24 protein-coding genes are annotated in these 24,630 nt (G+C 50.8%); 13 read left to right on the top strand and 11 right to left on the bottom strand.

Translation table 11 applies throughout. The features are described 5' to 3' along the window. Positions 1-50: 50 nt before the first annotated feature. The 9 genes from btuC to arnF all read left to right on the top strand — a co-directional run bounded on the left by btuC (position 51) and on the right by arnF (position 9,628). Positions 51-1,076 carry a vitamin B12 ABC transporter permease BtuC gene (gene btuC / locus CPY98_RS09870; protein WP_096387511.1) on the top strand — a complete coding sequence of 342 codons (1,026 nt, stop codon included), beginning with the start codon at positions 51-53 and terminating at the stop codon, positions 1,074-1,076. After that, positions 1,076-1,864: a vitamin B12 ABC transporter ATP-binding protein BtuD gene (gene btuD, locus CPY98_RS09875; RefSeq protein ID WP_226929856.1), complete on the top strand. Its 789-nt coding sequence runs from the start codon at positions 1,076-1,078 to the stop codon at positions 1,862-1,864. The genes btuC and btuD overlap by 1 nt, the downstream gene beginning before the upstream one ends. A gap of 283 nt (positions 1,865-2,147) precedes the next feature. Next, the gene (arnB, locus tag CPY98_RS09880) at positions 2,148-3,296 is read left to right on the top strand and encodes a UDP-4-amino-4-deoxy-L-arabinose aminotransferase (RefSeq protein ID WP_025801272.1); all 1,149 of its coding nucleotides are present in this window, start codon (positions 2,148-2,150) and stop codon (positions 3,294-3,296) included. Next, positions 3,289-4,305: an undecaprenyl-phosphate 4-deoxy-4-formamido-L-arabinose transferase gene (gene arnC / locus CPY98_RS09885; protein WP_046449407.1), complete on the top strand. Its 1,017-nt coding sequence runs from the start codon at positions 3,289-3,291 to the stop codon at positions 4,303-4,305. The genes arnB and arnC overlap by 8 nt, the downstream gene beginning before the upstream one ends. After that, complete coding sequence (gene arnA / locus CPY98_RS09890) at positions 4,305-6,287, top strand: bifunctional UDP-4-amino-4-deoxy-L-arabinose formyltransferase/UDP-glucuronic acid oxidase ArnA (RefSeq protein WP_096387513.1); 1,983 nt, start codon at positions 4,305-4,307, stop codon at positions 6,285-6,287. Before arnC ends, arnA begins: the two co-directional genes overlap by 1 nt. Next, on the top strand, positions 6,284-7,204 hold the full coding sequence (arnD, locus tag CPY98_RS09895) for a 4-deoxy-4-formamido-L-arabinose-phosphoundecaprenol deformylase (protein ID WP_096387515.1): 921 nt from the start codon (positions 6,284-6,286) through the stop codon (positions 7,202-7,204). Before arnA ends, arnD begins: the two co-directional genes overlap by 4 nt. Next, a complete protein-coding gene (gene arnT / locus CPY98_RS09900; RefSeq protein WP_043493142.1) occupies positions 7,201-8,856 on the top strand; it encodes a lipid IV(A) 4-amino-4-deoxy-L-arabinosyltransferase in 1,656 nt (551 codons plus the stop codon). Before arnD ends, arnT begins: the two co-directional genes overlap by 4 nt. Beyond that, a complete protein-coding gene (arnE, locus tag CPY98_RS09905; protein WP_025801277.1) occupies positions 8,853-9,200 on the top strand; it encodes a 4-amino-4-deoxy-L-arabinose-phosphoundecaprenol flippase subunit ArnE in 348 nt (115 codons plus the stop codon). The genes arnT and arnE overlap by 4 nt, the downstream gene beginning before the upstream one ends. After that, entirely contained in the window at positions 9,200-9,628 is a 429-nt protein-coding gene (gene arnF, locus CPY98_RS09910; protein ID WP_025801278.1) for a 4-amino-4-deoxy-L-arabinose-phosphoundecaprenol flippase subunit ArnF, read from the top strand. The genes arnE and arnF overlap by 1 nt, the downstream gene beginning before the upstream one ends. On the opposite strand, the gene CPY98_RS09915 is transcribed toward arnF, so the two are convergent. Continuing rightward, the gene (locus CPY98_RS09915; protein ID WP_025801279.1) at positions 9,625-9,888 is read right to left on the bottom strand and encodes a DUF3811 domain-containing protein; all 264 of its coding nucleotides are present in this window, start codon (positions 9,886-9,888) and stop codon (positions 9,625-9,627) included. The two genes, arnF and CPY98_RS09915, sit on opposite strands and share 4 nt — an antisense overlap. A 227-nt stretch (positions 9,889-10,115) precedes the next feature. Between CPY98_RS09915 and CPY98_RS09920 the strand changes: the two genes are divergently transcribed. From CPY98_RS09920 to CPY98_RS09930, 3 genes are all read left to right on the top strand, one after another. Further along, a complete protein-coding gene (locus tag CPY98_RS09920) occupies positions 10,116-10,580 on the top strand; it encodes a C40 family peptidase (protein WP_025801280.1) in 465 nt (154 codons plus the stop codon). A 164-nt stretch (positions 10,581-10,744) separates the two neighbouring features. Continuing rightward, on the top strand, positions 10,745-11,761 hold the full coding sequence (locus tag CPY98_RS09925; protein WP_096387517.1) for a lipoate--protein ligase A: 1,017 nt from the start codon (positions 10,745-10,747) through the stop codon (positions 11,759-11,761). 87 nt (positions 11,762-11,848) lie between these two features. Next, on the top strand, positions 11,849-13,291 hold the full coding sequence (locus tag CPY98_RS09930; protein WP_096387519.1) for a YdiU family protein: 1,443 nt from the start codon (positions 11,849-11,851) through the stop codon (positions 13,289-13,291). Positions 13,292-13,455: 164 nt separating this feature from the next. Here CPY98_RS09930 and CPY98_RS09935 read toward each other — a convergent pair whose 3' ends face one another. The 10 genes from CPY98_RS09935 to CPY98_RS09980 form a co-directional block, all read right to left on the bottom strand. Next, a complete protein-coding gene (locus CPY98_RS09935) occupies positions 13,456-14,277 on the bottom strand; it encodes a heme ABC transporter ATP-binding protein (RefSeq protein WP_046449403.1) in 822 nt (273 codons plus the stop codon). Next, on the bottom strand, positions 14,270-15,271 hold the full coding sequence (locus CPY98_RS09940) for an iron ABC transporter permease (protein WP_096387521.1): 1,002 nt from the start codon (positions 15,269-15,271) through the stop codon (positions 14,270-14,272). The genes CPY98_RS09935 and CPY98_RS09940 overlap by 8 nt, the downstream gene beginning before the upstream one ends. Next, entirely contained in the window at positions 15,268-16,107 is an 840-nt protein-coding gene (locus CPY98_RS09945; protein ID WP_096387522.1) for a hemin ABC transporter substrate-binding protein, read from the bottom strand. Before CPY98_RS09945 ends, CPY98_RS09940 begins: the two co-directional genes overlap by 4 nt. Continuing rightward, positions 16,104-17,141, bottom strand: coding sequence for a hemin-degrading factor (locus CPY98_RS09950; RefSeq protein WP_096387523.1), 1,038 nt, complete (start codon positions 17,139-17,141; stop codon positions 16,104-16,106). Before CPY98_RS09950 ends, CPY98_RS09945 begins: the two co-directional genes overlap by 4 nt. 119 nt (positions 17,142-17,260) lie before the next feature. Then, on the bottom strand, positions 17,261-19,378 hold the full coding sequence (locus CPY98_RS09955; RefSeq protein WP_046449400.1) for a TonB-dependent hemoglobin/transferrin/lactoferrin family receptor: 2,118 nt from the start codon (positions 19,376-19,378) through the stop codon (positions 17,261-17,263). A gap of 115 nt (positions 19,379-19,493) precedes the next feature. Continuing rightward, a complete protein-coding gene (gene hemP, locus CPY98_RS09960; RefSeq protein WP_025801288.1) occupies positions 19,494-19,697 on the bottom strand; it encodes a hemin uptake protein HemP in 204 nt (67 codons plus the stop codon). Between the two features lie 113 nt (positions 19,698-19,810). Continuing rightward, entirely contained in the window at positions 19,811-20,428 is a 618-nt protein-coding gene (locus tag CPY98_RS09965) for an NAD(P)H-binding protein (protein WP_096387524.1), read from the bottom strand. Further along, the gene (hutX, locus tag CPY98_RS09970; protein ID WP_096387526.1) at positions 20,425-20,949 is read right to left on the bottom strand and encodes a heme utilization cystosolic carrier protein HutX; all 525 of its coding nucleotides are present in this window, start codon (positions 20,947-20,949) and stop codon (positions 20,425-20,427) included. Before hutX ends, CPY98_RS09965 begins: the two co-directional genes overlap by 4 nt. After that, complete coding sequence (gene hutW / locus CPY98_RS09975) at positions 20,946-22,283, bottom strand: heme anaerobic degradation radical SAM methyltransferase ChuW/HutW (RefSeq protein WP_043493155.1); 1,338 nt, start codon at positions 22,281-22,283, stop codon at positions 20,946-20,948. Before hutW ends, hutX begins: the two co-directional genes overlap by 4 nt. Before the next feature lie 177 nt (positions 22,284-22,460). Next, positions 22,461-23,507: a 3-deoxy-7-phosphoheptulonate synthase gene (locus tag CPY98_RS09980; protein WP_043493365.1), complete on the bottom strand. Its 1,047-nt coding sequence runs from the start codon at positions 23,505-23,507 to the stop codon at positions 22,461-22,463. A 405-nt stretch (positions 23,508-23,912) separates the two neighbouring features. Between CPY98_RS09980 and CPY98_RS09985 the strand changes: the two genes are divergently transcribed. Further along, positions 23,913-24,614, top strand: a complete 702-nt coding sequence (locus tag CPY98_RS09985; protein ID WP_096387528.1) for a Crp/Fnr family transcriptional regulator — start codon at positions 23,913-23,915, stop codon at positions 24,612-24,614. The last annotated feature ends 16 nt before the right edge of the window (positions 24,615-24,630 follow it).

Raw genomic sequence — 24,630 nt, forward strand, 5'->3', positions numbered from 1 at the left:
TATTATTGTACCCACACCTAATCTCTTATTAGATCTCTTCAATGAGTCTTATGCTAAACGCTGACACGTCAACACCTTCACATTTTTCCCTTTTGCAGCAGCGCCAGCAGCAGCGCGATCGCCGACGATTGTGGCTCCTGACGCTATTTTTGCTTTTTGCGGTGATAGTCAGTCTGTGTGCAGGCGATCTCTGGATGTGGCCCACGCAATGGTTGAGCGAAAGTGCCCAGCTTTTCGTGTGGCAACTCCGTTTGCCGCGGGTGTTAGCGGTGATGGCTGTCGGTGCTGCGCTGGCGATATCCGGTGCGGTGATGCAGGCTCTGTTTGATAATCAGCTGGCTGAACCGGGGCTTTTAGGGGTTTCTAACGGTGCGGGCGTGGCGTTAGTACTAGCGGTATTACTCGGCCAAAGTATGCTCCCCGTGTGGGTTCTCAGTACCTGTGCGATTATTGGTGCGCTGGCGATTACCGCTTTGCTGATGATATTTGCGCACCGTAAATCGCTGACAAATTCGCGGCTGTTATTAATTGGTGTTGCTCTAGGTATTGCCTGTAGCGCAGTGATGACGTGGGCGGTCTATTTTAGCTCCAGCTTAGATTTGCGCCAGCTGATGTATTGGCTGATGGGCGGATTTAGCGGCGTGGATTGGCGTCAAAAATGGTTGGTGCTAGCGCTCATCCCGGTATTTGTTTGGCTGTTGTATCAAGGTAAAGTGCTTAACCTGATGTCTCTGGGCGATATCCAAGCGCGCCAGCTCGGACTTTCGCTGGTGGTGTGGCGTAATTTACTTGTGGTGGCGATTGGCTGGCTGGTGGGGGTTAGTGTTGCGCTGGCCGGTGTGATTGGTTTTGTCGGATTAGTGGTGCCGCACATGCTGCGGCTGATGGGGATTACCGATCATCGTGCACTTTTGCCTGCCTGCGCGCTGGGCGGTGCCGGTGTATTGTTATTTGCCGATGTGGTGGCGCGCGTGGCGCTTTTCTCCGCTGAGTTGCCGATTGGTGTAGTGACATCCTCTCTCGGCGCGCCTGTTTTTATCTGGATGCTGTTACGGCCACGGAGTGTCAAAGCCTAATGATGAATCAAAACAGAGATTTTCTTGTGCAGAACTGCCTTTCGTTAAACAACGTTTCTGCAGGGACTCGTCTATTACCCTTTAGCGCACAGGTAAATCGTGGGGCGCTTATTCACATCATTGGTCCGAATGGCGCAGGTAAAAGCACGTTGCTATCGCGCATCGCCGGCATCTTACCCGGTGACGGCACGATTATGCTAAATCAGATCGATATTGAAAAACTCACTGCGACCGAGCTGGCACGCTATCGCGCCTATTTACATCAGCAACAACAGCCCAGCGCAGTGATGCCTGTTTTTCAGTTTCTTGCATTGCACCAACCTACAGGCTGTGATGTTGAGCTTGCTGATGGCGTGGTTGGCTATCTGGCAGAAACACTCAACTTAAGTGATAAACTTGCGCGGCCATTGACTCATCTTTCTGGCGGTGAGTGGCAGCGGGTGCGAATTGCCGCCGTGTGTTTGCAGGTATGGCCAACGTTAAATCCCCAGGCATCGCTTTTGTTGCTGGATGAGCCAATGAATAGTCTGGACATCAGCCAGCAGGCGGCTGTGGATCAGTTGCTCGGGCAGCTTACCCAGCTTGGGATTAGTGTCATCGTCAGTGCGCATGATTTGAATCATACGCAAAGACATGCGCAGCAGGTTTGGATGCTCAAGGCTGGGGTAGTTTCACAGCAAGGGGCCGCAAGGGACGTGATGACGGTGCAAAATCTCTCTACGTTGTTTGAAATAGATTTTCGTGAATTAGAAAGTGAGGGGCAGCGCTGGTTTGTATACCAGAGCTAATAATAAATATAGCCAAGAAAATTAATAGCAGGGTAATTAAATATTTAATAAACAATTTCGTTAAATTTTCGATTTAATTCACTTAAATCAATATTCCTTCAACCAATCCCAAACAAATTCGCCATCATCCGCTATGTTTAGACTGCGTTTATCTTAATGTTAAACTAAGCTTTTATACTTATTCTCAACATAGACAAGCGCAAGACACGCTTTGGTATTTGTAGTGACTTTGATTAGGTGCTTCAAATTGAATCATCAGCATAGAATAAATATAAGGTAACGGATGAAAGAGTTTCTCCCATTTTCTGTCCCCTCAATGGGGGAGGATGAAATCGCTGCGGTTGCTGAGGTATTACGTTCAGGATGGATCACCACGGGGCCTAAATGCCAGCAGCTCGAATCTGCTTTCAGTCAGTACGTTGGTGCGAAACACGCTATTGCCGTGAGCTCTGCAACCGGCGGAATGCACGTGACGTTAATGGCGCTGGGCATTGGTGCGGGCGATGAGGTGATTACACCATCTCAAACGTGGGTGTCGACGATCAACATTATTACTCTGCTGGGTGCGGAGCCGGTAATGGTTGACGTTGATCGGGATACCTTGATGGTTCAGCCAGCTCAGATTGAAGCGGCCATTACCGAAAAAACCAAGGCAATTATCCCGGTTCACTATGCGGGCGCACCTGCGGATTTAACGGCGTTAAGAGAGATTGCAGCGCGACATAATATCCCACTGATTGAAGATGCTGCCCACGCGGTAGGCACACGTTTTGGTGATGAAATGATTGGCTCGCAGGGAACCGCGATTTTCTCGTTCCACGCCATCAAAAATATGACCTGTGCCGAAGGTGGCATGGTGGTCACTGATGATGATGAGCTGGCGGATAAAGTGCGTTGTTTCAAGTTTCACGGGCTTGCGGTGGATGCCTTTGATCGCCAAGCGCTTGGGCGTAAACCTCAGGCTGAAGTTGTCGCTCCGGGCTATAAATACAACTTAGCGGATATCAATGCCGCGATTGCGTTAGTTCAGCTGGAAAAACTTCCTGCGATGAACGCGCGTCGCCAAGAGCTGGTTGCTCGTTATCGCAAGGCGCTTCAAGGTTCACCTTTGTTGCCGCTCACCGTTCCGGAATACCCGCATCATCATGCATGGCACCTGTTTATGGTGCGTGTGGATAAAGATCTGTGCGGTATCGATCGCAATACCATGATGGAAAAGCTGAAAGAGCATGGCATCGGCACCGGTCTGCATTTCCGCGCAGCACATACCCAAAAATATTATCGGGAAAAGTATCCCGATCTTCGTTTACCTAATACCGAATGGAACTCGGCGAGTTTGATGACCTTACCTTTGTTCCCTGATATGCAAGACAGCGATGTGGATCGCGTCGTGAAAGCAATATCTGACATTCTGGAGTCCTGTAGTGAGTAATAGTGAAGTGAATAAAAGTACGGATAACACAATAAAAAAAGTGTCCGTGGTTATTCCTGTTTTTAACGAGCAGGAAAGCTTGCCCATTTTAATTAAGCGTACCCATGCGGCCTGCGAGCTTTTAAATAAGCCGTATGAAATTATTTTGATTGATGACGGTAGTCATGATGCTTCTGCGGAAATATTAACTCAGGCAGCTGAGATCCCAGAAAACCATATTGTTGCTGTGCTTTTAAACCGTAACTATGGTCAACACTCAGCAATCATGGCGGGGTTCAATCAGGTTTCTGGCGATTTAATTATTACCCTTGATGCGGATTTACAAAATCCACCGGAAGAGATCCCGCGCTTGGTTGAAACGGCAGAACAGGGCTATGACGTGGTGGGCACCGTGCGTGCCAAACGTAAAGATACCTGGTTCCGTAAAACGGCCTCTAAGATGATCAACATGATGATCCAAAAGGCCACCGGCAAATCAATGGGAGATTACGGCTGTATGCTGCGTGCTTACCGTCGGCCCATCATTGAAGCCATGCTGCATTGCCATGAACGCAGCACTTTTATTCCTATTCTGGCTAATACCTTTGCGCGTCGAACCATTGAAATCGATGTTCGCCACGATGAGCGCGAGTTTGGGGAATCAAAGTACAGCTTCTTAAAACTCATCAATCTGATGTATGACCTCGTGACCTGTTTGACCACCACGCCATTGCGTCTTTTGAGTATTGTCGGCAGCGTGATTGCGCTTTCCGGTTTCACTCTGGCGGTCTTACTTATCGCGATGCGTTTGATTTTTGGTCCAACATGGGCCGCAGAAGGGGTATTCACGCTGTTTGCCGTGCTGTTTACCTTTATCGGCGCTCAGTTTGTTGGGCTGGGATTATTGGGCGAGTACATCGGACGTATCTATAACGATGTGCGCGCACGTCCTCGCTATTTTGTGCAAAAAATTGTCTCCGCAGACGCGTTGAAGACCCATGAATCTGTTGAACAACAGGAAGAAGAGTAATGAAAGCCATTGTATTTGCTTACCATGATATCGGCTGTGCAGGACTGAAAGCGCTGAAAGAGGCGGGTTATGAAATCTCCGCCGTATTTACCCACACTGACGAACCGGGTGAGAACCATTTCTATGGTTCAGTTGCGCGTGTTGCAGCCGAAATGGAGCTGCCTGTTTATGCACCAGATAATGTTAATCATCCACTGTGGATCGATCGCATTAAGGCGTTGAAGCCCGACGTTATTTTCTCATTCTACTACCGCAATATGCTGTGCCAGGACATTCTGGATATCGCGCCGCGCGGCAGTTGGAATCTGCATGGTTCACTGTTGCCTAAATATCGTGGCCGTGCACCGGTTAACTGGGCGCTGGTACACGGTGAAGCACAAACTGGTGTTACGCTGCATCAAATGACGCGTAAAGCGGATGCTGGTGATATCGCAGGGCAATTGGCGGTGGATATTGCTGCTGACGATACGGCGCTGACGCTGCACAGCAAAATTCGCGATGTTGCTGTGGCTTTGTTAGGCCAGCAGTTACCGTTAATCAAAACTGGTAATGTGAAAACCACGGCACAAGACGAGTCTCAGGCGACCTATTTTGGCCGTCGTACCGCGGCTGATGGCCTGATCGATTGGAACAAGCCCGCAACAGTGATTCACAATTTAGTACGTGCGGTAACCGAACCTTACCCAGGTGCATTTAGCTACCTAGGTGATAGAAAAATTACCGTATGGCGTAGCCGTGTGGTTGAAGACAAATCAGGCAGCAAGCCGGGTACGGTGCTGTCAGCCAAACCGCTGGTTATCGCTTGTGGTGAAAACGCGCTGGAAATCGTCACCGGTCAGAGCGATGCTGGTTTATATGCGCAGGGCTCTCAGCTGGCTAACGAGATGGGCATTGTGGCGAAAGTTCGCCTGTGGGATAAGCCGAACAGCCTGATCAAACGCCGCACGCGTGTACTGATTCTGGGCGTAAACGGCTTTATCGGTAACCATCTGACAGAACGTCTGTTGCAAGATGATAATTTTGATATCTATGGTTTGGATATCGGCTCTGATGCCATTGAGCGCTTTATCGGCAACCCGCGTTTCCACTTCGTTGAGGGCGATATCAGCATCCACAATGAGTGGATCGAATATCACATCAAAAAATGTGACGTGATCCTGCCGTTGGTTGCGATCGCTACGCCGATTGAATATACCCGCAATCCATTGAAAGTGTTCGAATTAGACTTCGAACAAAACCTGAAGATTGTGCGTGACTGCGTGAAATATCAAAAACGTATCGTGTTCCCATCCACTTCAGAAGTGTATGGCATGTGTAACGATAAAGACTTTGATGAAGATACCTCTAACCTGATTGTTGGCCCGATCAACAAACAGCGCTGGATTTACTCGGTGTCTAAGCAGCTGTTAGACCGCGTTATTTGGGCTTACGGTGCTAAGAATGAGCTTAACTTTACGCTGTTCCGTCCGTTTAACTGGATGGGGCCACGTTTAGATAACCTGAATGCCGCGCGTATCGGTAGCTCCCGTGCGATCACCCAGTTGATCCTGAATCTGGTTGAAGGTTCTCCGATTAAGCTGGTGGACGGCGGTGCGCAGAAACGTTGCTTTACTGATATCAGCGACGGTATCGAAGCACTGTTCAGAATTATTGAGAACAAAGACGACAACTGCAACGGGCAGATTATCAACATCGGTAATCCAGATAACGAAGCCAGTATTCGTGAGCTGGGTGAGATGCTGTTGGATTGCTTTGAACGTCATCCGCTGCGTTCTCACTTCCCGCCGTTTGCCGGTTTCAAAGAAATTGAAAGCAGCAGCTACTACGGTAAGGGTTATCAGGACGTTGAGCATCGTAAACCAAGCATAACCAACGCTAAGCGTCTGTTGCATTGGGCTCCAACGGTTGAAATGAAACAGACCGTTGAAGAAACGCTGGATTACTTCCTGCGTACCGTTGATCTCAGCGGTGAGGCACAATGAAACGGGTTGGCCTGAGAATTGACGTTGATACGTTTCGCGGTACCCGTGATGGGGTGCCGCAGTTATTAACCATGCTACAAAAGCATGATGTCTTAGGGAGCTTTTTCTTTAGCGTGGGGCCGGACAACATGGGACGCCATTTATGGCGTCTGCTGAAGCCGCGCTTTTTGTGGAAGATGCTTCGTTCTCAGGCCGCTTCGCTGTATGGATGGGATATTTTACTGGCCGGCACCTGCTGGCCAGGCAAATTAATTGGTAAACCTCACGAGCTTATCATTCGTCATACCGCGACGTCGGGGCATGAAGTGGGACTGCATTCATGGGATCATCACGGCTGGCAAAAGAACGTGGGTCGCTGGTCTGATGCTCGGCTCAAGCGTGAGTTTGAACGCGGTTTAGCGGAAATGCAGCGCATTTTAGGCTATGCGGTGGATTGCTCTGCGGTGGCAGGCTGGCGTGCCGATCAGCGCGTTGTGGATATGAAGCAATCTTACGGCATGCGCTACAACAGCGATTGTCGAGGAACGCAGCCGTTTATTCCTCAACTGAGTAACGGCCAATACGGCACGGTGCAAATCCCCGTTACGCTACCAACCTATGATGAAGCGGTAGGGACGTTAACTACTGACGCTCAGTTTAATGATTTCATCATTGATGCGTTCAAAAACGACAAAGGTACTCCGGTCTATACCATTCATGCCGAAGTTGAAGGGATCGTAAAAGCCGACATGTTTGAGCAGTTACTGATCCGATTAAAAGCCGAAAACATCGAATTTTGCCCGTTGTCTGCGCTGTTGCCAAACGATAGGGCACAGCTCCCAACGGGACGTATCGTTCGTTCATCATTTGAAGGGCGGGAGGGCTGGCTCGGTTGTCAGGCTCCTGCTGTAGAAAACCCAGCGGAGACGTCTTTGTGAGAGTGATTAAAACACTGTCCGGCTTATTGTTCGCCTTGCTGTACCTGTTACCTCTGAATTGGCGTCCACTTTGGCAGCCAGATGAAACCCGTTATGCAGAAATAAGCCGCGAGATGCTTGCTCGCGGCGATTGGACCGTGCCCCATTTACTGGGGCTTCGCTATTTTGAAAAGCCCGTTGCTGGGTATTGGATTAACAACATTAGTCAATGGCTATTTGGTGACAACAACTTTGCTGTGCGTTTCGGTTCAGTATTCTGTACCGCGCTAAGCACGCTGTTAGTCTATTGGCTGGCCATGCTGATTTGGAAAAACAGCCGCACGGCGATTTTGGCGGCGGTCATCTACTTCAGCATGTTCTTGGTATACGCGGTTGGCACCTATAGCGTGCTAGACCCGATGATCACGCTGTGGATGTCGGCGGCGATGGTGAGTTTCTATCTCACCTTGAAGGCAACGACGCCGAAAGCCAAAGTCGGTGCCTACGTGCTGCTCGGTATTGCCTGTGGCATGGGCTTTATGACCAAAGGGTTCTTAGCCTTAGCGTTGCCTGTTATCAGCGTTCTGCCGATTGTTATCCAACAAAAACGTGTAAAAGAGCTGTTTTTGTTTGGGCCCATTGCGGTGGTGGTGGCTGCGATCCTGAGTGCTCCGTGGGCGTGGAGTATTTATCTGCGCGAACCTGATTTCTGGAATTACTTCTTCTGGGTTGAGCATATCCAGCGTTTCGCCGAGTCTGATGCCCAGCACAAAGCGCCGTTCTGGTACTATTTACCGGTGCTGGTGGCCGGTGTAATGCCGTGGTTAGCGTTATTGCCGGGGGCTATTCGTCACGGCTGGCGCGGTTTCCATCCAGACCGATTCTTCCTGCTCAGCTGGCTGGTGATGCCGTTCCTGTTCTTTAGCATCGCGAAAGGCAAACTGCCGACGTATATTTTGCCTTGTATGGCTCCACTGGCGCTGTTGATGGCGCATTATGCTTCCGAATTGGTGGCGAAAGGACAATGGCGTACGTTTAAAGTCAACGCGGTGATTAACATCCTATTTGGCGTGGTGGGTGCAACAGCCGTATCGGTGATGGCGCTAGGCCACTTCGAATCGCCACTGTATGGAACCGGCGAGCAGGGTGAGTTAAGCACGATCTTAATCGGTGTAGTGTGCTTTGCCGGCTGGTCGCTCTTCGGCGTGATCGCGCTGGTTCGTGGTGGTAAAAACTGGCTATGGTCGGCGGTATGTCCGCTGGTGTTAGGATTGCTCATCGCGCAGGCGATTCCGCAGAAGATCGAAAACAGCAAAAACCCTCAGGCTTTTATTGAGGATGTGATGCCGCAGCTCGCAAACAGCCGCTATGTATTAAGCGATGAGGTGGGTATTGCCGCCGGTCTGGCGTGGGAACTCAAACGCAGTGATATTCTGATGTTTGATTATTCGGGTGAGTTGAGATACGGCTTAGGCTATCCTGATGCTAAAGGCCATCGCATCAATAAAGATGAATTTGCTGGATGGTTAGCCAACGCCCGCAAAGAGGGCAACGTGAGCTTGATGATCCATCTCTCCAGAGATGAAACTCTTGACCATGAAGGCTTACCTAAGGCCGATAGCGTTGAACAACGAGGTCGTTACGTCGTGCTGTTCTACAAGAAAAGCGAATAATGAGTTACTTGCTCCTTCTGCTCGCCAGCGTTTTTACCTGCGGCGGGCAACTTTGCCAAAAACAAGCGGTGGTGTGCTGGCAACAGCGCCCACCGTCTTCACGCTTAGCCACAACGTTACGCTGGTTACTCGCCGCCTGTTGTTCGCTTGGCATTGCAATGCTGCTCTGGCTGCTGGTTTTGCAGCGACTACCGCTGGGCATTGCCTATCCGATGCTGAGTATTAACTTTGTTCTGATCACGCTGTGCGCGCACTATTGGTTTGGTGAGAAAGCGGGTGTGCGGCATTGGTGCGGGGTGGCGTTAATTATGCTGGGTATTTATCTAATGAGTCGTGGACTGTGATGAAAAAAGGCTATGTTTGGGCCGCGTGCAGCATTGTTTTAGTGAGTGTGGCACAGGTGCTGATGAAGTCTGGTATGGCAGATATTCCGATTATTTCGTCGCTAGAGATTGAGCCGCTGACGTTGCTGATAGCCTATGCGGCACCGTTATTGGTGGTCAGTCTCGGGATCTTGGGCTATGTGCTGTCGATGGTGTGCTGGTTTTGTGCTCTGCGCTATTTACCGCTCAGCCGAGCGTATCCGCTGTTAAGTTTAAGCTATGCGTTGGTTTATGTGGCGGCTATTGCATTACCGTGGCTGAATGAAACGGTGAGCTGGACTAAAACGGCTGGCGTGATCGCCATATTAGCAGGCGTTTGGTTAATTACGAGTGGTAAACAGGACACTCCCCACCCACAAGAGCAGGGAGTTGAGGCGAAAGGGGATTAGCGTAAACCACGCGTGTGGTTGTTTTTAGACCAGCTAAAAGTTTCATCGCTAGGAACCACTTTTTGCTTTTTCTTCTCAGCGCGTACTTTCTTGGCTTCTTTATCCATCTCTAACGCAATTTCTTTCAGCATCTCATCTTTGATTTTGCCTTTTTCGGCATTGGTTAGCGGGCGATCTAAACTTTTTCTGGCCTGAGCCTGTTTTACTTGTACTCGCTGTAGCTGGCTTTCATTCAGGTCTTTTAAAGTCAGTTTTTTCATCGTGCGCACCTTGAGTCAGATTTCATTAGCGTCAGTATTACACAGACATGCCCATTTACAGTTAATAAATACGGATATTCTAAAATTCCCGCTGACGTAGCAAAAAAATCACGCTAAATTTGCATAATTCTGAGTTAGCACGTAAATATGTAGATAATTCGTACAATTTACCAATGAGAAAGAACCTAGGTTATGGCTAGGTAAATAAGATAAGCAAAAGGGAAATTATGCGTCTTGGTTTTTTAGTGGTAGTGGCAAGTTTGGTGTTGGCAGGCTGTAGCCATAATGCGCCGCCGCCAAGCGGAAAATTATCTGATTCAATCGCCGTGGTGGCGCAGTTGAACGATCAGCTACGCCAATGGCACGGTGCGCCTTACCGTTACGGTGGCTTAGAACGTAACGGCGTTGACTGCTCAGGCTTTGTCTATCGCACTTTCCGCGACCGTTTCGAAATGCAATTGCCTCGTACCACCAAGCAGCAAACGTCGCTGGGGACGAAGGTCGACCGTGACGAACTGATGCCGGGCGATTTGGTCTTTTTCAAAACCGGCGGCGGTGAAAACGGTTTGCACGTGGGTATTTACGATACCGATGAAACCTTTATTCATGCCTCAACCAGTAAGGGCGTGACCCGTTCTTCATTAGATAATGTCTATTGGCGTAAAGTCTATTGGCAGGCACGACGGTTATAGTTATTAGCCATCTAGTTTTTTAGTTATAATCCTAATTATTCAAAACGCCCTTAACGTGGGCGTTTTTTTATACGGATATAACGCCAAAATAGCCCATTCTTGCCGCAGTCAGCGCGGCGAAATGTTATTATATTCCCTATGCAAAGAATAACCGGAATTGACGAATGACCACCTTACGCTTATTGATTTCAGACTCTTATGATCCTTGGTTTAATTTGGCCGTGGAGGAGTGCATATTTCGTCAAATGGCACCCACGCAGCGAGTGTTATTTTTGTGGCGTAATAACGATACCGTGGTGATTGGGCGAGCGCAAAATCCGTGGAAAGAGTGTAATACTCGACGCATGAGCGAGGATGGCGTGAAATTAGCCCGCCGAAGCAGCGGCGGCGGCGCGGTATTCCACGATTTAGGTAATACCTGCTTTACCTTTATGGCCGGTAAGCCTGAATACGATAAAACAATTTCAACCGGCATTATTCTTAATGCGTTGCGCAGTCTGGGTCTTGTTGCCGATGCCTCGGGTCGCAATGATTTAGTGGTCACCACCGCCGATGGCGAGCGCAAAGTTTCCGGTTCAGCGTATCGTGAAACCATGGACCGCGGCTTTCATCATGGCACACTGCTGCTGAATGCCGATCTGAGTCGTTTGGCTAATTACCTGCATCCCGATCCGAAGAAATTACAGGCGAAAGGGATTACGTCGGTGCGTTCCCGCGTGGCAAATCTGGTGGAACTGATGCCTGATATTACTCATGAGAAAATCTGCACGGCGATCACCGAGGCATTCTTCGAACACTATGGCGAGCGCGTTGAGGCTGAACATATTTCCCCGCGCTATGAGCCTGACATGCCGAATTTCAGCGAGCAGTTCCTAAAGCAAAGCAGTTGGGCATGGAACTTTGGTCAAGCGCCATCGTTCACGCATCAACTGGATGAACGCTTTGTGTGGGGCGGCGTTGAGCTGCACTTTGATATTGAACGCGGGCTAATTACGCGCGCTCAGATGTTTACCGACAGTTTAAACCCTGCACCGCTTGAAATGCTTGCCGAGCGTTTGCATCTGGTGGCTTATCGTAGCGATGAAATTGGCGCAATAGTGGAACAACTCGTGCAGGAATTCCCTGAACAACAAGCAGAACTGCATGAACTGAAGCAGTGGCTATCGCAGCAAGTGAAATAAACCCGCCATACCCGCACAGAGTGCCGGTGTTTATATCGAGCCATGCCCTCTACACTGTCATCAAATGCGGTGAAAACAAGAGGGCACATGACTCAGTTTATTAATAGTTATCACGATGAGCTTGCGGGTTTTTATACCGAGCTAAAGCCAACGCCGCTTAAAGATGCGCGTTTACTGTATTACAGCCAGCCCTTAGCCGATGATTTAGGCCTGAGCCCTGACTTTTTTACCGGTGAATCGGCCGCCGTTTTGCGCGGCGAAGCGCTATTACCGGGAATGAATCCTCTCGCTCAGGTTTACAGTGGGCACCAATTTGGGGTTTGGGCGGGGCAGTTGGGCGATGGTCGCGGTATTTTGCTCGGCGAACAACAGCTACCCGACGGGCGCAAATATGACTGGCATCTCAAAGGTGCAGGTCCAACGCCCTATTCAAGAATGGGTGATGGCCGCGCGGTATTGCGATCGGTGATCCGCGAATTTCTGGCCTCCGAAGCCCTGCACCATCTCGGCATTCCGACGACCAGAGCACTGAGTATAGTCACCAGCCAGCAGCCTGTTTTCCGCGAGCAGCCTGAGCGCGGTGCGATGCTGATGCGCGTCGCTGAAAGCCACCTGCGCTTTGGCCATTTCGAGCACTTCTATTACCGCGAGCAACCTGATGAAGTTCGAAAGCTGGCGGACTACGCGATTCGCCATCATTGGCCACATCTGGTGGGTGAAAAAGATCGTTACGTACTTTGGCTGCGCGATATCGCTGAGCGAACCGCGCGCCTGATCGCACTGTGGCAAGCGCAAGGGTTTGCGCACGGGGTGATGAATACCGACAACATGTCGATTCTGGGGCTGACCATCGATTTTGGCCCCTATGCCTTCCTCGACGATTACCAACTCAGTTTTATCTGTAACCACTCTGACTATCAAGGACGCTATGCGTTTGATAACCAGCCTGCGGTGGCTTATTGGAATCTGCATCGTCTGGGGCAGGCGCTTTCTGGCCTGATGACTGCCGACCAAATTCGTGGTGCGCTTGATGCCTATGAGCCTGCGCTGATGGTGGCTTTTGGCGAGCAAATGCGTAAGAAACTGGGGTTCTTTAGCCGAGATAATCAAGATAACGATCTGCTGACCGAGCTACTTAGCCTGATGGCCAAAGAAGGGCGAGACTATACGCGCACTTTTCGTCAGTTAAGTTACGTAGAAGTGGCTGAAAACCACATGGCCCTGCGCGATGATTTTCTCGATCGTGACGCCTTTGATGCATGGCACCGCAAGTGGCGCTTACGTTTGCAACAGGACAACGTGGACGACGCAACGCGCCAAACGCAGATGAAATCGGTAAACCCTAAACGGATCCTACGCAACTATTTGGCACAAAACGCGATTGAAGCTGCGGAAAAGGATGACATCAGCGTGCTCACCCGTCTGCATCAAGGGCTATTAAACCCTTATGAAGACGATGCCGCTTTCGATGATTTAAGTGCGTTGCCGCCGGACTGGGGTAAGACGTTGGAGATATCGTGTTCGAGTTAGGCGGGAGATGTTAGTGCAGCAGACCCCGCCCTAACCCTCCCCTTGTCAGGGGAGGGAACTGTTCAGCGATGTTTATAAGAGCTTAGATCTGCTCTACTAAACAGTTTGGAGAGGTTTGAGAGAATCTCGATCTGCTCCTCCCCCTGCGAAGGGGGACAAACTCCCTACCGCCGTAAAAATACCTGCGGTTCCCCGCACTCGGGATGCGGCATAACGCCCAAATCAGCATGATACCAACGGGTTAGCGTTTCACCGTTTAACACCTCTTGTGGTGTGCCTTGTGCCACCAACTGGCCTTGATGTAGCAGCAGGATTCTATCGGCATACAGCGCGGCCAAATTTAAATCGTGCAGAATACAACAAACGCCAAGTGGTTCGCTTCGGGTCAGCGACTTCAGCAGTCTCAGCGTTTGCTGTTGATGATAGAGATCGAGCGCCGAGGTGGGTTCATCTAAGAACAGCCAGCGCGGTTGCGGCTCGGGCTGCCAAAGCTGGGCTAATACGCGAGCCAGTTGAACGCGCTGCTGTTCGCCGCCGGAGAGTGCGCGGTAATCGCGATCGGCTAATACATCACAGCCGGTTTGCGCCATCACATGTTCAACCGCACGCTGATTATGCTCGCCTTCGCGTCCTTGGTTTGGATAGGGGGAACGGCCCATCGCAACCACTTCTCGCACGCTGAAAGCAAAAGCGAGATCGCTATGCTGACGCATAACGGCACGGGTGCGCGCTAACTGGCGCGGGCTCCATTCTACCAACGGCTGACCCTGTAATTCACAGAGGCCTTCGCTCGGTGGCAAAAAACCGGTCAGCAAGCGCATCAGCGTCGATTTGCCTGCGCCGTTAGGGCCGATAATCGCCACCATTTCGCCGCTCTGTAAAGAGAGCGAAACCTGCTTGATCAGCCGACGCTGACCCAGATGGTAACTGATGTTGTGCGCCTGTAGCGCTGCGGGGGTAAGACGGATTTCAGATTGCTTATCCAACGCTAAACTCCTTTTGACGTAGAATCAGCCATAAAAAGTAAGGACCGCCGATCAAGCTGGTCAGCATGCCAACGGGCATTTCTGCGGGTGACACCAGCGTACGCGCCAGCGTGTCTGCGGTTAATAATAAACAGGCTCCGCCCAACGCCGAGCAGGGAAGCAACCAGCGATGATCGGCACCTAAACGCATACGTACCAAATGGGGGATCACCAAGCCGATAAAACCAATCACGCCGCTGACCGCCACGGCTGCGCCCACTAAGACCGCGCTCAGTAGCAGAAGCTGGCGCTTAGTTTTAGGTACGTTAATCCCTAGATAATGAGCTTCTTCATCGCCAAGCTGTAAAAGATTCAGGCGGCGAGCCATCAGCAAGGCGGCAATGCTGGCAGGGAGGATCAACGAGGAGGCCGCGAGCAGCGTTCCCCATTGCGCTTGCCCTAAACTGCCCATGCTCCAGAGAGAGAACTGACGCAGTTGCTGGTCATTGCTGATGTAGCTAAGAACGCCCACCAAGGCAAAGCAGAGCGCATTGATGGCGATGCCGGCTAACAATAAGCGAGACAGCGAACCGTGTCCGCCACGACTGAGGCCGTAAATGAGCAGGGAAATAAACAGGCTGCCGCCAAAGGCCGCCAGCATATGACTATAAAGTGTCAACGTAGGCGCCAGCGTCATTGGCATCACAATCACTAGGGCAACGCACAATGATGCACCGCTGCTGATACCTAATAAGGTAGGATCGGCGAGCGGATTGCGAAACAGGCCTTGCATGATGGCACCGGACACCGCCAGCGCAATGCCGACTACCGTGGCGAGTAATACGCGCGGCAGACGAATATTCAGCCAAACCTGCCACATCGCATCATCTAGCGGTGTTTCCCACAGAGTATGAAATGAAAGGCGTAGAGCACCTAAGTTGGCGGAGCCTAAACCCAGCGCCAGCAACAGGACGATGAGTACGCTGAATGCAATGCGTGGCGATACTTTTGTCATCTCTGTGCTCGCTCCGCCGCTTCACGCAGCGCCGCTAGTGCAGATGGTGTCTCTAAGCTAAATCCAAGCAGCGCCATATCGTCAACCACCAGAATTTGTTTGTTTTTAGCCGCAGGGGTCAATGCCATGCCCGGCAGCGCCCAAACTTTATCCACGGTGCCCAAGGTTTTGAAACCATCGCTGGTGATCAGAACAAGGTCCGGCGCACTGGCCACGACGCCTTCTTGCGACAGTGGACGATAGCGAGAGAAACCTTGCATCGCGTTTTGCGCGCCGCTGGCTTTGATGATTGAATCGGCAGCGGTATCTTGACCGGCGGCCATTGGCGTCATGCCGCCGTGGCTAAGGATAAACAGCACCTTAGTTTTAAGCGGGGTACGTGGCACGGCTGCCAGCTGTTGCTCATATTTTTGCGTGACCGCCGCGCCTTGCTTTTCTAGATTAAGCGCGCTGGCGACCTGCTGAATTTTGTGCGGTACGTTGTCGAGTGAGGCCTCGCCGCTGACGGGAACCACTTTCACACCCACATCCGCGATTTGACGCAGCACCAGAGAAGGCTCCGCCAGTTCGCTGGCTAACACCATGGTTGGTTTTAGGGAAAGAATGCCTTCAGCGTTGAGCTGGCGCATATAGCCTACGTCAGGCAGATTTTTGGCAGCGGGAAGGGTACTTGTTGTATCTCTGGCAACCAGACTATCGCCTGCGCCAAGCGCATAAACAATTTCGGTGACGTCACCGCCGACGCTAACGATGCGGTCGGCTGCGACGGCGTTCAGAGAGAATACAACCATCAGCGGTGCAGAAAGCACCGCCGCAAAGCGGCGGGCTAATGTCATGCGGCAACTCCATTCAGACGTGGCAGGCCATCAATCTGGGTGCGCCACTGTTCTTGTTCTGGCTGGCCTTCGGTACGTTGGCCGAACAGTTGGGCGATCTGAGTGCCATCTTCGGCAAACAGTTCCAGACTGGTAACAAATCCGTCTTTGGTTGGTTTACGGGTGATCCAGCTTTCTGCAATCGCGGTTTCGATTAAGTGCAGTGTGAAGCGGGAGTTAAAGATATTGATCCACTCGTGATGTGGCACCACGCGTTCGATTTTTCCGGTGAAAATCTGCACACAGCCACGGTTGCCCACGAAAACCATAATCTCGTTTTGGTCTTCTTTAGCGGTGTTCAGTAGGTGGGTCAGCGCGCTGTTATCTACGCGATACGCGAGATCGTCACCGACGGCGGCAAAGGCCTGCTGGCGAGACAGATTGTGGCGGCCCAGCAGTTGGAAGAATTGGTGAACATCGGTCATGGCGCGCCATTCAGCGTCGATAGCCTGATTATCCACGTGGCTATTTTGGGCTTCGGAGGACGCAGGTACGATCGTTAACGCAGGATTCTCATCGCTAACAAAACGGCCAATCAGATCGTTCCAAGCGGCAATGTCGGTGTTCGGCGTGGTGTAGACTTTATGCAGCGCATCGCCCTGAGCATCAAAGAACTGGATGCAGTGGCGCTCGCCGTTGCGGCTCTCTTCGGTCAGCGTAAAGGCACTGGTCCAATGCTGTAAGAATAAGCGCAGATCGATGCTGCCTGGATTGAGGATCAAACCCGCATGGCCGTATAGATGCTGGTTTTCATAGCTGCCAAGCTGTTCGTGAACGGCATATTCGTTACGCGTAATCGCTTTAACTTCGCCCACGGCTTCAAGCGCCGCCAGTAACGTGCGGGCATCCGCATTTAAACGACGTGCATCATGCCCCACGCGTGCATGAGTTAATTCGGCTTCGCTCACATTCAAGATCGCAGCCAGATCGCGGGCATATTTTCCACTGTTCTGCTCTTTGGCAGCCAGGTATTGCTCATATAGTGCAGGTTTCATCTTCTCTTCCTTTATAGGGATAGGGTGCTTAAATAAATCAATCAAACGGGTAGTGCCTATTTTATATGTGCTAAACCTCCCCCAAATTGGGGGAGGTTTTTATCGCTGCGATGCGCTCATTACCACTGATAGCTAACCAGTACCTTGCCGTTGATACCGTCCTGAATAACGCCTTGTGATGTGTAATATTCTTTGTCGAAGGCGTTGCCCAGCACGACGCTGGTGGTCATACCGTTGAACGAATCTTTACCTTTGTAGCTGACGTAGAAATCATTCACGCCATAGCCAGCCTGTGGTGCAGTACCGGCGTTGACCTGATTGTTACGATCGGCGAAGGTGCCGACCCAGCCCACTGAGAAACCAGTATTGCTGATAGGTACATTCAGCTGGCTGGTGACGGTGTCTGGGTTGATGTTGTCGAGCCATTCGCCGGTTTTCTGATCTTTACCGCGAGTACGGTTGTAGGCCAGATTCCAACCGAACCAATCGGTTTGGTATTCCAAGGCGGCATCCCAACCCCAGATTTTGGCGCGGTCGATGTTGGTTGACGTTGTGCTACAGTCGATACAGCCAAAACGACCGTTGACGAAGCCCATATCCATGGTGACTTGTGTTTTGATGTAGTCTTTGGCTTTGGTGCCGAAGTAGCTGGATTTGAATTTCAGGGAGTCATTCGCCATCAACACGTCATCAAAGCGCAGACCGAAACCAACCTCTTGGGTTTCATTGGTTTCTGGTTTCAGATTTGGGTTTGGCTTCCAGTAGTTCGCCATACCTGGGCCCATCTGGAAGTGCAGGGAGTCGTTATACATCTCGCCCATGGTGGGGGCGCGGAACGCCTGCGCGTAGCTACCAAATACCATCAGCCAATCAGTCGGGTTAATGGTCATGGCCGCACGGGATGACCATTTGTCAGCGTTGACGTCGTCGTAGCCGTCGCTGCTGCCTTTGTAGTTGTCGTAACGGGTACCGGCAACGATATCGACAGGCAGATCGCGCAGGGTGATTTCATCCTGTAACCAGCCAGACGCAAATTTGATGTCAGCCTGTGGGAAGCCGGTGGTCGCGCCGCCTGGGGTTTGTTTCTGCTTGTACGCTTCGGTGCCGTAAGTCAGCAGGTGAGACGCAAAGCTGTCAGCAAATAAACGGCTGCGGTTTTCTAATTTAGCACCGTTGGTGGTTTGCTTACGTTTTTCATAAGACGAGCCGGTTGGGCTGGCGTTGATTTTGACTTCGGAGGTATAGCCGGTCAGCTTGGCATCGAGCCAATCCTGTCCAACCGGTTTTAAGCTGTAGCTCGCCTGCGCATCACGCTGAATGGTGGAGCGGTCGGTCATCACGTTACCGGTGCCCGCGTCTTCAGTCTGTGGGTTTTTAGGCTCGCGTGCGGCGTTGTTGTAGTAACGCAGATCGCCAGATAATGACTGGTTTTCATCGATGGTCCACGTGCCTTTAGTCAGCACGTTGCTGATGGTTTCGTCGTTAGGAGAATCAAAACCGTTGCTCATGCGCAGATTGCCGCGATCGCGGGTGCTAAATGAGATGATGCCGTCTAAGTCATCGGTTTTGCCGTAGGCGCTCGCGCCCATACCTAGGCTGTGATCCTGTGTGCCTGCGGTGCCAAACACGCGATAACCGGTGTTTTTGCCCGGCATTAGCAGGTCTGCGGCATCAACGGTTTCATAAGAGATCACACCGCCTAATGCGCCGCTTCCATACAGCATTGCTCCGGGGCCACGTACCACTTCAACGCGTTTGATCAATGCGGGATCGAGGAACGTGCCGTTGAGGTGACCGGTGTCAGTGCCTTGGCGAACGCCATCGACCAGAACCAAAACGCCACGGCGATCGTAGCCACGCATGCTGATGTCTTGTCCGTTTGCACGGCTGCCACCGGAAATGGTTACGCCTGGAATATGGCGCAGCATATCGGGCGCTGAGCTAGCGGTCAGGGTTTCTGGATCGTTGTTTTCGAGAACGGATACCATCATCGGCGCTTCGAAGCTGTCGCGTTCGTTACCCGTGGCGGTGACGGTCATCGTGTTTTGCTGTTTGCTGTCTTTGCCACCGGCTGGAGTATTTCCCGTGTAGGCAATTTCTTGCGATGTTGATCCTGAAGTTGTATCAACCAAGGCTTCAGCATGCGCAAAGAGCGGTAGGGCGCAAGCAACGGCAATGCTTAAGCGAGAAGGGCTAAAGGTTGAACGAGCCAGCCTGGCGCGGGTGGAACAAGACATGGGGCAACACTCCGTATGTACGAAAACATAGCATCAGGGTTGCTGGCTGCCTTGCCTCAATGAGGCTGGGTGGCTGGCAAAGTTAATGTTTAAATTAAAATGAATGATGTACTGATTATTTGGTCAGGATCAGCTTGCCTGATTTTGTTTGGCGCAGTTGGTACTGTTCTCCTTGATGCTGAATAATGACTTTTCCTTCATCACCTAGGAGTGTGTGGCTATCGATCACTGCCGCAGCCGAGGTAAAAAACGTGGGGCTTTGGTGGGTCGATAAACTCAACAGGTCAACAGATTGAGGATCAATATTCGGCTTTTCCATGTGCGCTCTTTCTTACGAAAAGTAAGTGAATGTTAATTGTTATCACAATGAGAATCATTATCATGAAATGTGCATAGCACGGCAAGATAATTTTTCAAAAAATGTGAACCTTTTTACGGTTTGAGCATCGGGTCAACCAGCGCGAAGGTTTTCCCGTATGAATTTTCGTCATCGATGAGTTTTTGAATTGTCAGAGCCACATCGGCGCGGCGAATTAAACCGTGGGCTTCGCCTTGAATACACTGTGCATTTCCGGTTGAATCACCGTTGAAAAGCCCTCCAGGGCGTAAAATACAGCTGCGAAGCTGGCTGGTTTGCAGCCAGCTTTCCGCTAGCGATTTCTCGCGCACGGCTTGGCCAAAGGCTTTTTTCGCGCGTTCTGATAGCGTCGGCCAGCTGTCACCGCAGCCGATAGAGGTGACCAAAACCATATGCGTGAGGCCGCAATGCTCAGCGGTGTCGATGATGAGGCGATTGCCTCGGTAATCACCTTCGCGGCCACCAAGCGTTGAAACGATGCGGGCATGATCACCGGCTAAACGGCAAACCTGTTCAACTTTTTCCGCATCGAGAGCATCGCCCTCAATAACCTGCACGCCTTTTTCGCGTAATGCTTGCGCTTGTTCAGGGTTTCTCACCAGTGCAAAAAGCGGGCGTTTCTCACGCAGGCCTAATGTGATTAATTCCGCACCAACGCCGCTACCGGCACCAAAAATTAACCATGGAGTCATGCGATGGTCTCCTGTTGAGCGGTCATTTTGCTCGGTAAAGCGCGGAAAGCAGCTAACTGATCGGCAAGCAGTACACGATGGCTATCGCGGCCGACAAAGATTTTCATCATCGCGCGACCGGCGGCATTGATGAACCAAACGGAAGCGGTGTCCATGCCCATAAATTGGCGTTCAACTAGCGCAATATGCACGCAGTGGGTGGCGCGAATATGGCCGCTCAGGCCTTTTTTACCGCGCAGGTTGAAGAAGCCATGACGGTGAGTTCCGCTCGGTAATTCACCTTGGAATTCAAGGATCAGGTCTTCGTTATTCACCAGCGTAGTGACATCGCCCCACTGGGTAATATCATCCCAAACCGTATCAAACTGTGCGCCATCAAAAACCTGCGCGGTGGGAATTAAACGGATAACTTCCAAAGGCGTTACGTCATAGCGCTTGGCGATATCTTCGACCGTACCGTCTGGGTTTGTGCTCAGAAAGGCAATCAGGTCGTGCTGCTGTGCGGAAGAAGTATGGCTCATGGTGTTGGCTCCAGTTGAATAGGTTGAGTTAGCTGAGTTTCTAGCAGTTGTGGAACGAGCGTTTGTAGCGCCTGCATGATATTGCTCGCCCAAAAACGGCCAGCCGGTGTGAGGCGGAAACGAGAACCGTTTACGGTCATCAATCCGCATGTTTGCCACTGCTGCAACAACGGCTCCAGCGGAGCTGGGTTGGCAAGAACGCGCGCCAGATCGAAATATCCCACTTCGATACCGCCCTGCAAGGTGAGCCGCCAGCGATACTGATCGCTACGCGAGGTCATCATCATGATCGGCTTGCGTCCTTCATCCAATTTTTGGTAATAGCGCTCAAGGCTACGTTCCATCATGTATGACTGGCCGTTTAAGTTACCGCCTGCGCAACTACCAAAGGCTAAGCAGTCTGCGCCTTGTTTGATCAGCAGGTTATATAGATTACGTTCACGCGTGGTGCGAGCCCAGTGGCTGTTGCTGAGCTGGCGCCAGCCTTCGTCGGCTAAGAATGCTTCGCCGGTCAGATAGAAATCTCTGCGCTGGGTAACATCGGGTAGGGTGACGCGTTTGTTTTCGACGGCTTTGCCGAGCGGGGTAGATGGCAAAAGATTAAGCGCGTAGAGATCGACGCCGTCTAAAGGCAAATCGCTGACGATATCGAGGTCGGTTTGCCAATCCTGCATGGTTTGGTCGGGTAAACCAAACATCAAATCGCACACGACGGCGGCACGATCGCGCTCGGCCAGCTGACGCATGAAGGAAACGGCTTCTTCGCGGGTTGCGCGACGGCCCATACGCTGACGAATGCGGGTGTTAAAGGTTTGAATGCCGATCGAGAAACGGTTAGCACCCGCTTCCAGACACGCATCGACGCGCTCATCGTCAAAATTAAGAATGCGGCCTTCAACCGTAATTTCGCAGTCTGGTGCCAACGGCAGCAGGCGTTTTAACGCGCTGATAATTCGATGCAACTGAACGGCGGACAGTGCAGTCGGTGTGCCGCCGCCAAAATAAACGGCGTGAATTGGCGATGATTGGTGCAGCGGGCTGGATGCCTCCATCTCGATCTCGCGCACTAGGTAGTCGCAGTACTCTTCGGTTGCTTCTGCTTCCAGTTTGTTTTGATAAAAACCGCAGAATTTGCAGTGCGTAGCGCAAAATGGAATGTGTAGATAGAGCAGACGCTTGTTGCCGCTAACGCGACTGTTAAGAATGCTTTGCCAGTGTTGGTCAACGCTTTCTGGGGCGACTGGCTTTTGGTTTCGCCACGGCATAGTGGCCCATCGGTCACGGAAAGGGATGCCTTCTTCCGCGGCGAAATAGGGCGCTAGATCCAAATTCATGCGCAAATTTCCTTGGTGACTTTTTGATAAAGGCCAACATTAAATGATAATCATAATCATTTAATCAACAAAGAAATTACGATTGGATGATCTGAATCAAAACGAAATGATAATTAATACAAATAAATGGCTAAAAAAAAGCCGACTCTAAGGTCGGCATTTTTTGCATGTATGAGACTACAATCGTGAGCTTACCGCATCGGCAAGTAGCTCGAGTAGGGTTTCAGTATCCTTCCAGCTTAGGCACGGATCGGTAATCGATTGGCCGTAGGTCAACGCTTGTCCCGGGATGTTTTTCTGTGTGCCTTCAACCAAGAAGCTTTCGGCCATGATCCCCACAATTGCATTGGAACCATCACGTATTTGTTGCCCAACATTGGCCGCAACATCAAGCTGGCGACGATGCATTTTCTGGCAATTGCCGTGGCTGAAGTCGATAACCAGATGCTCAGGCAAATCAAATTCACGCAGGCTGTCGCAGGCGCTGGCGATATCATCGGCATGATAGTTCGGTGTTTTACCCCCGCGCATGATGATATGACCGTAAGGGTTACCGCTGGTTTGGTAAATTGTCATCTGACCATGTTTATCGGGCGAAAGGAACATGTGGCTTGAGCGCGCAGCTCGAATGGCATCAATCGCGATGCGCGTATTGCCATCGGTGCCATTTTTAAAGCCTACCGGACAGGAAAGCGCCGATGCCATTTCGCGATGGATCTGGCTTTCCGTGGTGCGCGCGCCGATAGCGCCCCAACTGATCAGATCGGCGATATATTGACCGGTCACCATATCTAAAAACTCGGTTGCCGTCGGCACGCCCAGTTCGTTCACTTTCAGCAAAAGTTCACGCGCCAAGCGGATACCGTGGTTAACCCGATATGAACCATTGAGATCGGGATCGGAGATCAGTCCCTTCCAACCAATCACGGTGCGCGGTTTTTCAAAGTAGGTGCGCATGACAATTTCCAAGCGATTTTGGTATTTGTCGCGCATGGTGGCTAAGCGCTGAGCGTAGTCAACGGCAGCATCAATATCATGGATAGAGCAGGGACCAACGATAACCAGCAGGCGTTTATCATCACCACTCAGAATTCTTTCGATTCGCTTACGTGACGCCGTCACGTTTTCTGCAACCGTCGATCCAACAGGCAGTTGTTGCGCCAGTTCTTCAGGCGTAACAAGGGTGTCGATGCGCGCGGTTCGCAATTCATCGGTCTTGTGCATAACCATCTCTAAATCTGTTCTTCGCTACGGCAGGAGTACCGGGAAGTGATGACGATCACAATAAAGCAATTGACGGACAAATCAAGAGTGTGTTGTTCGTTTTATGTACAAATGACGTACTTTTTTACTAGTACATGTGTACAAGGTGATTTCTATCATGCTTGAGTGTCGATTTTATCGACAAAATCACGCCGTAATGTTCTGCTGACAATCTGATTTCTTTGCGAGTTGCTGCCGCGAAAAATGCGTTTCATCCGTCAACAACACGAGCTTCAGCGCGCTGAGGATAAATGTCCAATACGGTATTCTATTATTAGAGGTTGTTGGCAGTTTGCGCTGCAATGAGTACCGGCTTCAGGACATGTGTCCTGTCTTTAGTCAATGAGAGGAAATATAGTTATCACCATGAAAAGCGAGAATAAAAACAGTCAGTGGCTGAGCGTTATTGAGCTGGTAACAAGCGACCAAACGCTTTACTCATTGCTGAAGTATTGTCCATTGGAAATTTTGCGTTGCTGGCAATTAAGCCAATTTTCTGCGGGTGAGTTGGTTTGTCGGCAGGGGGATATTTGCGAAGAGTTTCATCTGATCGTGCAGGGGGAGGTAGATGTATTTACCACCGCTGATGATGGCCGCAAATACTCACAGGCTCGGTATAACAAAGGCGATATGTTGGGCGAATTAGAAATATTTGAGCAACGCCCTTATATCTGTTCTGTAGAAGCGCTTGGCAATGTGACCTTGCTAACGCTAACTCGAGAGGAGTTTTGTAGCTGGCTGGCGTTGGATAACTATTTTAATCAAAAAATCTTGCAGTTATTTAGCCGTCAATACTACCAACTGTCTAAAAAGGCCGGTGAAGATACGCTTTATTCGTTACACCAACGTATTTGTTTAGATTTACTACAACGGTTCCAGCACCAGGGATCCGATAGCAGCAAATGGATGTTATTCAATAAACAAAAGCTGAGCGAACAATTTGCGGTTGCACCGCGTAGCATTAACCGCATTTTATTCGAACTCCGCGAGAAAAATATTATCGCGATTAACGGTGAGCAGCTTCAGATTATCGATCCTCAACGCTTACTAAAACAGTCAGAACAATAACGAGTGATTCATAGGG

Origin of the sequence: Hafnia sp. CBA7124 (assembly GCF_002355555.1) — a bacterium.
Lineage (GTDB): Bacteria > Pseudomonadota > Gammaproteobacteria > Enterobacterales > Enterobacteriaceae > Hafnia > Hafnia alvei.